This window comes from Pseudomonas nabeulensis, from assembly GCF_004682045.1.
GTDB classification, from domain to species: domain Bacteria; phylum Pseudomonadota; class Gammaproteobacteria; order Pseudomonadales; family Pseudomonadaceae; genus Aquipseudomonas; species Aquipseudomonas nabeulensis.
In genome coordinates this window covers 1-8,570 of the sequence record NZ_QUZT01000121.1, presented here as the reverse complement: position 1 = coordinate 8,570, position 8,570 = coordinate 1, and the positions used below count along the sequence as shown (strand labels likewise).

The 8,570-nt window shown below is 63.4% G+C and carries 7 protein-coding genes; 5 read left to right on the top strand and 2 right to left on the bottom strand.

Going from position 1 to position 8,570, the window contains the following annotated elements:
• Positions 1 to 250: 250 nt before the first annotated feature.
• On the bottom strand, positions 251 to 1,129 hold the full coding sequence (locus DYL61_RS30735) for an FCD domain-containing protein (RefSeq protein ID WP_135311512.1): 879 nt from the start codon (positions 1,127 to 1,129) through the stop codon (positions 251 to 253).
• Between the two features lie 141 nt (positions 1,130 to 1,270).
• On the opposite strand from DYL61_RS30735, the gene DYL61_RS30730 reads away from it, so the two are divergent.
• The 3 genes from DYL61_RS30730 to DYL61_RS30720 are packed head-to-tail and all read left to right on the top strand — an operon-like array spanning position 1,271 to position 5,502.
• Complete coding sequence (locus tag DYL61_RS30730) at positions 1,271 to 2,776, top strand: serine hydrolase domain-containing protein (protein ID WP_135311511.1); 1,506 nt, start codon at positions 1,271 to 1,273, stop codon at positions 2,774 to 2,776.
• Between the two features lie 12 nt (positions 2,777 to 2,788).
• Entirely contained in the window at positions 2,789 to 4,084 is a 1,296-nt protein-coding gene (gene aptA / locus DYL61_RS30725; RefSeq protein ID WP_135311510.1) for an omega-aminotransferase AptA, read from the top strand.
• A complete protein-coding gene (locus DYL61_RS30720) occupies positions 4,081 to 5,502 on the top strand; it encodes an aldehyde dehydrogenase family protein (protein WP_135311509.1) in 1,422 nt (473 codons plus the stop codon). Before aptA ends, DYL61_RS30720 begins: the two co-directional genes overlap by 4 nt.
• Here DYL61_RS30720 and DYL61_RS30715 read toward each other — a convergent pair.
• Positions 5,489 to 6,427, bottom strand: a complete 939-nt coding sequence (locus tag DYL61_RS30715) for a GlxA family transcriptional regulator (protein WP_135311508.1) — start codon at positions 6,425 to 6,427, stop codon at positions 5,489 to 5,491. The two genes, DYL61_RS30720 and DYL61_RS30715, sit on opposite strands and share 14 nt — an antisense overlap.
• Before the next feature lie 159 nt (positions 6,428 to 6,586).
• Between DYL61_RS30715 and DYL61_RS30710 the strand changes: the two genes are divergently transcribed.
• Positions 6,587 to 7,264 (top strand): type 1 glutamine amidotransferase domain-containing protein, encoded by a 678-nt coding sequence (locus DYL61_RS30710; RefSeq protein WP_135311507.1) that lies wholly within the window; start codon positions 6,587 to 6,589, stop codon positions 7,262 to 7,264.
• A gap of 79 nt (positions 7,265 to 7,343) precedes the next feature.
• The gene (locus tag DYL61_RS30705) at positions 7,344 to 8,465 is read left to right on the top strand and encodes an alkene reductase (RefSeq protein WP_135311506.1); all 1,122 of its coding nucleotides are present in this window, start codon (positions 7,344 to 7,346) and stop codon (positions 8,463 to 8,465) included.
• Positions 8,466 to 8,570 lie beyond the last annotated feature (105 nt).

Genomic DNA, 8,570 nt, shown 5'->3' with positions numbered 1-8,570 from the left:
AGGTTTAAATGTGGGAGGGGCGGTGCGACGATTCGACTTGCCCCCGATGGCGGTGTGTCAGTTAAAAAATGGTCAGCTGACACTCCCTAATCGGGGGCAAGCCCCCTCCCACATTTGTCCTGCATTCTCAAATGCCAAAACGCGGCGGCCTTATAGCCGACCGATAGGGTGTGTCGAACGCTATCCAAATGTGGGAGCGGGCTTGCTCGCGAAGGCCGCACCTCGGTCTTCCAGAACAGCGCCCAGCCCATTAGCCCTTATTCCTGGCCACCCGCAACTTGCTCGCCACATCCAAATGCCGATGCAGCAATGTCGACGCCCATTCGTTATCCCCTTGCTCCAGCGCATCCAGGATCGCCAGGTGTTCACAGCACGACACCTTCACCCGCTCCGGATTGCTCACGGTGTGAAACTCGGTCAAGCGGCGCAGGCGGTTCTGTTGCTGGATGGCTTGCAGGATGTAGCCATTGCCCGATGCCGCCGCCAGCAGTTCGTGGAATTCGGCGTTGTATTCGATAAAGCGTTGCCCATCCACCTTGCCTTCCAGCAGTTCCAGCTGGCGTTCGCGGCAGCGGCGGAATTGTTCGGGGTTGATCTTGAAGGTCGGCTCCAACAGACCGGCGGGCTCCAACAACATACGAAAACGGTAGCTCTCAAAACGGGTCTGCGGGCTGTTCAGGGTCGGCAGGAATTGCCAGCCGTGGCCGTGTTTGCGTTGCATCACGCCTTCATCCGACAGGCGCAGCAGGCAGCGGCGCAGCACGCTTTTGCCGACGCCGTAGCGGCGCAGCAGGTCGCTTTCGGAAATGTGGTCAGGCAGCACCTGGTTCAGTCGGTCGTCGATCAACCGGGTGTACAGCTCGTCTTCTTCGTTGTGCAACTCACTGAGCGGCTGCACCCGCACGGTGGCCGCGTCCAGCGGCACGCGGTAGCCCTGTTGTGGCAGGGGTTCGATGGCTTTCTGTTCGGCCAGGTACACCAGCGCGCTGCGGATCGGCGAGCGCGAGACGCCCAGGCGCTGGGCCAGTTCCACTTCTTTGAGGTGCAGGCCGGGCGGCAGGTCGCCACTGGTGATGGCGGCCAGGATCTGGCCGGCGACTTTGGTCTGCAGCGAGGTGAGTTGGGACATGGCGCGCAATCGTTCCTGTAACGGGGGAGGCAAGGATACCCGGAAAGTCTGGATTATAGAGGGCTCAAATACATTCGGGCCGCAGCGAATAAATCTTTATCTGCATTATTTGAAATATAAAAACATTATTGAGGACCGATCATGACCTACATCCCGCTGCCCCGGGCCTTGCCCACCGACTGCGGCGTCGACCCGGCCGGTGTTGTCGACTTCCTCCAGGCCGTCGCCGACGCGGGCCTGGAGCTGCATAGCTTCCTGCTGTATCGCCAGGGCGCCGTGGTGGTCGAAGCCTACTGGCAACCGTATTCGGCCCATCGAATGCATGTGCAGCATTCGGCGACCAAGAGCTGGACCGCCACCGCCATCGGCCTGTTGATCGACGACGGTCGCTTGAGCCTTGACGCCAAGGTGGTCGGCTTCTTCCCCGAGCTGTGCCCGCAACCGATCAGCGCCAACCTGGCGGCGATGACCGTGCAAGACCTGTTGACCATGCGCACCGGCCACACCCGTGGCATTTCCGGTGGTGACTGGCGCAACCTGCAAACCAGCTGGGTCGAGGCGTTCCTGAATGAACCGGTGGATGAGCCGCCGGGTCAGTCGTTTATCTACAGCAGCGCGTCGAGCTTTATGTTGTCGGCCATCGTCACCCAAGTCACCGGGCAGACCATGCACGAATTGTTGCAGCAACGCGTGCTCGATCACTTGGGCCTTGACCATCTGGAGTGGGACTTGGCCCCCGGCGGCTACAACTCTGGCGGCAATGGCCTGAGTTGCACCAGCGAAGGCTCGCTGAAATTCGGCGTGCTGCACCTTAACCACGGGCAATGGCAGGGGCGCCAGCTGTTGTCGCCGCAGTGGGTGGCCGAAGCCACGCGCAACCAGGTGCAAGACGTGTGGATGGGCGAGTTCGACGGCAAGCAATACCTGCCGCGTGACAAAAACAAAGCCAATGAGGCCCAGCGCGAAGGCTACGGCTACCAATGGTGGATGACCGAACACGGCGGGTATTACGCCTCGGGCGTGTTCGGCCAGCACTGCATGGTGCTGCCGGACCAGGACACCGTGATTGTGTTCACCAGCGGCTTGCGCCTGGGGGAGAAGCGCCTGCATGCGGCGCTGTGGCAGCACCTGTTCCCGGCCTTGGGCCGCACCGCTGTGGATGGGCAAAACCATCAGGCGCAGTTGGACGCACTGCTCGACGGCTTGCGCCTGCCCACGCTGCAAGGTCTGAAGACCTCGCCCGCCAGCACGGCCATGCAGGGCCGTTTTGCCGTCGAGCCAAACGAAGACGGCGTGCAGGAGATCGCCTTCGATTTTCACGCCGATCACTGCGACTTCACCCTGGTGGACCACCGTGGCACCCACCACCTGCGCGCCGGTTTCCAGCAGCCGCTGGAGACCGTCACCAGCTTGACCGGCAACTACTTGCACCACCAATACCAACCCGACCACACCCCGGTGATCGCCCAGGCGCGCTGGTCCGCCGAAGGGGCATTACTGATGGATTGGCGCTTTGTCGAAACCGCCTTCGGTGATCACGTCACTTGCCGCGTACAGGACGGGCGCCTGCGCTTTGACCGTGGCGTCAACACCAACGCCGGTGCCCTGCAACGCCCGACCCTCACCGGCACCCGCATTCAGCTTTAAGGAGTACACCCAATGACCTCTTCCCTATGGGCCCCGTTTACCGCGATGCGTCCGTTCAATCGCCAGCCGATGCTGTTCGACAGCGCCGCCGGCATGCACTACACCACCACCGACGGGCGCCAGGTGCTGGATGCCATGGCCGGGCTGTGGTGCGTCAATGCCGGCCATGGCCAGGCGCGTATCGTCGAGGCGATTCGTGAAGCGGCGGGGCGCCTGGACTTTGTGTCCTCGTTCAAGATGAGCCACCCGGCGGCGCTGACCTTGGCCGACCGGCTGGTAGCGACTGCGCCGGCAGGTTTGGACAAAGTGTTCTTCACCAACTCCGGGTCCGAAGCGGTGGACACCGCCCTCAAAATCGCCCGGGCCTACCATCAGGCCCGAGGTGATTGCCGTCGCACCAAGTTTATTGGTCGCGCCAAGGGCTATCACGGCATGGGCTTTGGCGGTTTGTCGGTGTCGGGGATTGGTCGGCAGAAACGCGACTTCGGCCCGTTGCTCGGTGATGTTGCGCACTTGCCGCTGCCTTACGACGCCGGTTCGCGGTTCAGCGTCGGCCAGCCGGAGCAGGGCGCGCATTACGCCGACGCCTTGCTGCAACTGCTGGAGGTGCACGACCCGGCCACGGTGGCGGCGGTGATCGTCGAGCCGGTCACCGGTTCCGGCGGCGTGTATGCGCCGCCGTTGGGCTACCTGCAAAAGCTGCGCGAGATTTGCGATCGCCATGGCGTGTTGCTGATTTTCGACGAGGTGATCACCGGCTTTGGTCGCGTGGGGCATTCGTTCGCCGCCCAGGCGTTTGGTGTAACGCCAGACCTGATGAGCCTGGCCAAAGGCCTGACCAACGGCGCCGTGCCCATGGGCGGCGTGTTGGTCAGCGGCGCGGTGTACGAGGCCTTCATGCAAGGTCCGGAACAGGCTATCGAGTTGATGCACGGCTACACCTATTCCGCCCACCCGCTGGCCTGCGCCGCCGGCTTGGCCACCTTGGACGTACATGAAGAACTGGGCATCAATGCCCACGTCCAGCAGATTGCCCCGCTGTGGCAATCCACGGCACTGGCGTTGCGTGACCACCCGCTGGTGCACGACGTGCGTGCCATTGGTTTGTTATGCGCGGTGGAACTCAAGCCCCGCGAGGGCGCGCCGGGGGCCAGGGCCGGTGAAGTGGCCCAGCGCTGTTTCGAGGCGGGTGTGCTGGTGCGTGCCTCTGGGGAAAACATCGTCCTGTCGCCGCCATTGATCGTCAGTGAAGAACAGATCGAACTGATTTTCCGCACCTTGGCCCAGGCGCTTGAGGCAACCCGATGAACACCCTGGATTTCTATATCGACGGTGCGTGGGTCAAGCCGCTGGGCAGTCAAACCTTACCGGTGATCGACCCGTCTACCGAACGCGCCATCGCCCGCATCAGCCTGGGCAGCGCAGCGGATCTCGACCTGGCCGTGGCCGCGGCAAGACGCGCTTTCGACGGCTACGCGCAGTGGACTCGCGAACAACGCCTGGCGCTGCTGGCGGCGATTATCGACGGCTACCGCGCGCACAGCGAAGCCTTGGCGCTGTGCGTGCACCAGGAAATGGGCGCACCGTTATCCCTGGCGCGGAGTGCCCATGTGCCGGCGGGGCTCGGTCATTTGACGCGTGCCTATGAACTGCTCAAGGACTATGCCTTCGACCAACCCCACGGCAACACCCTGATCAGCCGCGAGCCGATTGGCGTGTGCGGGCTGATCACACCGTGGAACTGGCCGCTCAACCAACTCACTTGCAAACTCGCCCCGGCGTTGGCGGCGGGCTGCACGGTAGTGTTGAAACCGAGCGAAAAAGCGCCGCTTTCGGCCATGCTGCTGGCGGATATCCTGCACCAGGCCGGCGTGCCCAAGGGCGTGTTCAACCTGGTCAACGGCGACGGGCCGTGCATTGGCGATGGCATCGCCCGGCATGCCGAGATCGACATGGTGTCGTTTACCGGCTCCACCGGGGCGGGCATCGCCGTGGCCAAAGCGGCGGCGGATACGGTCAAGCGCGTGTCCCAGGAGTTGGGCGGCAAGTCGGCCAACCTGATCCTGGCGGATGCGGATTTCGACGCGGCCGTGCGCCATGGCGTCAGCAGTTGTTTTCGCAACAGCGGGCAGTCGTGCAACGCGCCGACACGCCTGCTGGTGCCCCGTGGGTTGCAGGCGCGTGCGGTGGACGTCGCCCGGGAGGTTGCGGCGCAAATGTGCTTTGACGACAGCGAGCCGGCGACGGCCATGGGACCGTTGGCCAACCAGGCGCAGTACGAGCGGGTGCAGGCATTGCTGGGCGCCGTGGATAGGCCGCCGGTATGCGGTGGTGTTGGGCGCCCCGCTGGCGTGACGACGGGCTTCTACGCCCGGCCCACGGTGTTTGCCGATGTCGACCCTCAATCGCCCATCGCCCGTGAAGAAGTGTTCGGCCCGGTGCTGGTGATCATCCCCTACGACAGCGAAGACCAGGCCATCGCCATTGCCAATGACAGCCCCTATGGCCTTTCGGGTTATGTCACCGCCGGCAGCCTGGAGCGCGCACGGGCCGTAGCGCGGCGCTTGCGCACCGGCATGGTCCACCTCAATGGCAGCAAGGCCGACAACGGCGCGCCGTTTGGTGGTTATAAACAATCGGGTAACGGGCGCGAGTGGGGCGTGTTTGGCCTGGAGGATTATCTGGAGGTGAAGTCGCTGTTCGGCTACCAACCTAGCCTGGATTGAACAGCGCCTGTTGCATCGCCTGGGGCGGCTGGCCGAAGGCGCGCAGGAACGCCTGGCGCATGCGCTCGCGATCCCCGAAGCCGGTTTCGCGGGCCACCACCTCCACCGGGTGGCGGCTGGTTTCCATCAGCGCCCGGGCGGCTTCGACCCGCAAGGACTCGATGGCCTTGGCCGGGGTCTGCCCGGTTTCTTCGCGGAATACCCGGCTGAACTGGCGTGGGCTCAGGCGCGCCACATCGGCCAGGGCGTCCACCGACAAATCGTGGGTGAGGTTTTCGCGGGCGTAGGCCAGGGCCAGTTGCACGCGGTCGGATTTGGGGTCCAGTTCCAACAACGCGGAGAGTTGCGATTGCTCACTGCCGCGGCGCTGGGCAATCACCAGTTTGCGCGCAATGCGCCGGGCGAGGTCGCTGCCCAGGTCGTTCTCCACCATGGCCAGTGCCAGGTCTACCCCGGCGCTCATGCCGGCGCCGGTCCATATCTGGCCGTCCACCACGAACAGCTTGTCTTCTTCCAACTGAATATGCGGGTAGCGCTTGCGAAACGCCGGTGCGTGAATCCAGTGGGTGGTGGTGCGCTTGCCCTCCAACAGACCAGCGTCGGCCAGCACGAAGATGCCCATGCACAACGAGGCCACCCGGCGTGATTGGGTGGAGGCGAACTTGACCTGTTCCAGCAGGCTGGCTTCCGGCAGGCGGAACTCCATATAGCCGCCGACGATCAACGTGTCATACCCCTCGGAGCGAATCGGTGTGGTGTTCACCGAAAAGCCCTGGGAGGTCATCACCGCGCCGCCACTTTCGGACACCAGGTGAAATTCATAGGCCTGTTCGCCCTGCAACAGGTTGGCGCATTCAAACACCGAACCCACGCTGAGGCTCAGGCATTCGAAATTCGCGTAAACCAGCAGCGCAACGCTGTGCATCGTCAATCTCCAAGGGGCGCGGGAAAGGCGATTGTCGGCGGCTGGCGGCCAAACGGCAACTGCCATCGGGCCATGTCCGAAAACCTTGCGGATATGACATTGTGCCTGGGCGCCCTGGCTCCTAAGCTTCAACCCACAGTCATCCCGAGGCACTCGACAATGAAAGTATTGATGGTTTTGACCTCTCACGATCAGTTGGGCAACACCGGCCGCAAGACCGGCTTCTGGCTCGAAGAGTTTGCAGCACCCTATTACGCGTTCAAGGACGCCGGCGCCGAGATCGTGCTGGCATCCCCAGCGGGCGGTCAGCCGCCGCTGGACCCGGTCAGCGACCTGCCGGACTTCCAGACCGAACAGACCCACCGCTTCGCCGCCGACCCGGCCGCCCAGCAAGCCCTGGCCAACACGGTCAAGTTGGACACGGTCAACGCCGCCGATTTCGACACGGTGTTCTACCCAGGCGGCCATGGCCCGTTGTGGGATCTGGCAGAGTCGCAGGTCTCAATCAAGCTGATTGAAGCCTTTGAGCGCGCCGGCAAGCCCATCGGCTTTGTCTGCCACGCGCCGGGCGCTTTGCGTCACGTCAAGGCAGCCAATGGCGAGCCGCTGGTCAAGGGTCGTCGCGTCACCGGGTTCTCCAACTCGGAGGAAGCGGCGGTGGAACTGACCGATGTGGTGCCGTTCCTGGTGGAGGATGAATTCAAGAAACTCGGCGGCCAATACGAGAAGGGCGCCGACTGGCAGTCCTTTGTGATCGTCGACGGCTTGCTGGTGACCGGGCAGAACCCCGGCAGCTCCAGCGATGTGGCCAAGGCGCTGCTGAAACTCACCGCGTAACTCACTAAACCGCTGCAAGCATTGGCGACTGTTATCGGTCGCCAATGCTTTCGCTCGTCTGCAATTTGGAAAAACTCACATGACCGACACTGTTCTCAGTACCCCGATACAACTGGGCCAGCACACCCTCAACAACCGTATTGTGCTGCCACCGCTGACCCGCCAGCGCAGCGCCCAACCGGGTGATATCGCCACCGACCTGATGGCCGAGTACTACCGACAGCGCGCCAGCGCCGGCTTCATGGTCAGCGAAGGCACGCAGATCGAGCCACGTGGCCAGGGCTATGCGTGGACGCCGGGTATCTACAGCGCGGCGCAAGTCGACGGCTGGCGCAAGGTCACCGACGCGGTGCATGCCGACGGCGGGGTGATCTTTGCCCAGCTGTGGCACGTGGGGCGTGTGTCTCATCACGGTCTACAGCCTGAGGGGGCACCGCCGGTTGCGCCCTCGGCGATCCAGCCCTTGCAGGCCAAGGCCTTTATCGAAACCGCACCGGGCGCGGGTGAACTGGTGCAACCGCCGGTGCCACGTGCGTTGAGTACGGGTGAGGTCAAGGACTTGGTCGGGCTGTACGCCGACGCGGCGCGCAATGCCATTGCCGCCGGGTTTGACGGGGTGGAGATTCATTCGGCCAACGGGTATCTGGTCAACCAGTTCATCTCGGCCCACGCCAACCAGCGCGACGACGAATACGGTGGCTCGTTGGACAATCGCCTGCGCTTCCTGCGCGAGATTGTCGAGGCCGTCAGCGATGCGGTGGGCCCGCAGCGCCTGGGTGTGCGGTTTTCACCGTTGTTCAGTGGCACCGACCAGGACCGCGTGTATATCGGCCTGGTGGAGGAAGACCCGCACACCACCTATATCGAAGCGGTCAAAGTGCTGGAAGCGGCGGGTGTTGCCTACGTTTCCATCGCCGAAGCCGATTGGGACCATGCGCCAGAGTTGCCGGAAACCTTCCGTCGAGCGGTGCGTGAGACCTTCAGCGGGCGGATTATCTATGCCGGGCGTTACACCGCAGAGCGTGGCGAGAAACTGGTGAGTGCCGGGCTGGCGGACTTGATCGCGTTTGGCCGGCCATTCATTGCCAACCCGGATTTGCCACAGCGGATCTTCAACGGCTGGCCGCTGAACTCGTTGCGGGCTGAGGGGATGTACGGTGGGTCGGAGCAGGGTTACACGGACTACCCGGTATACGGCTGACAATACCCTCTACAAAACAACGCAAGTCAATGTGGGAGGGGCGGTGCGACGATTCGACTTGCCCCCGATGACTGGGTGTCAGCCGACACCTATGCAAGCTGAACC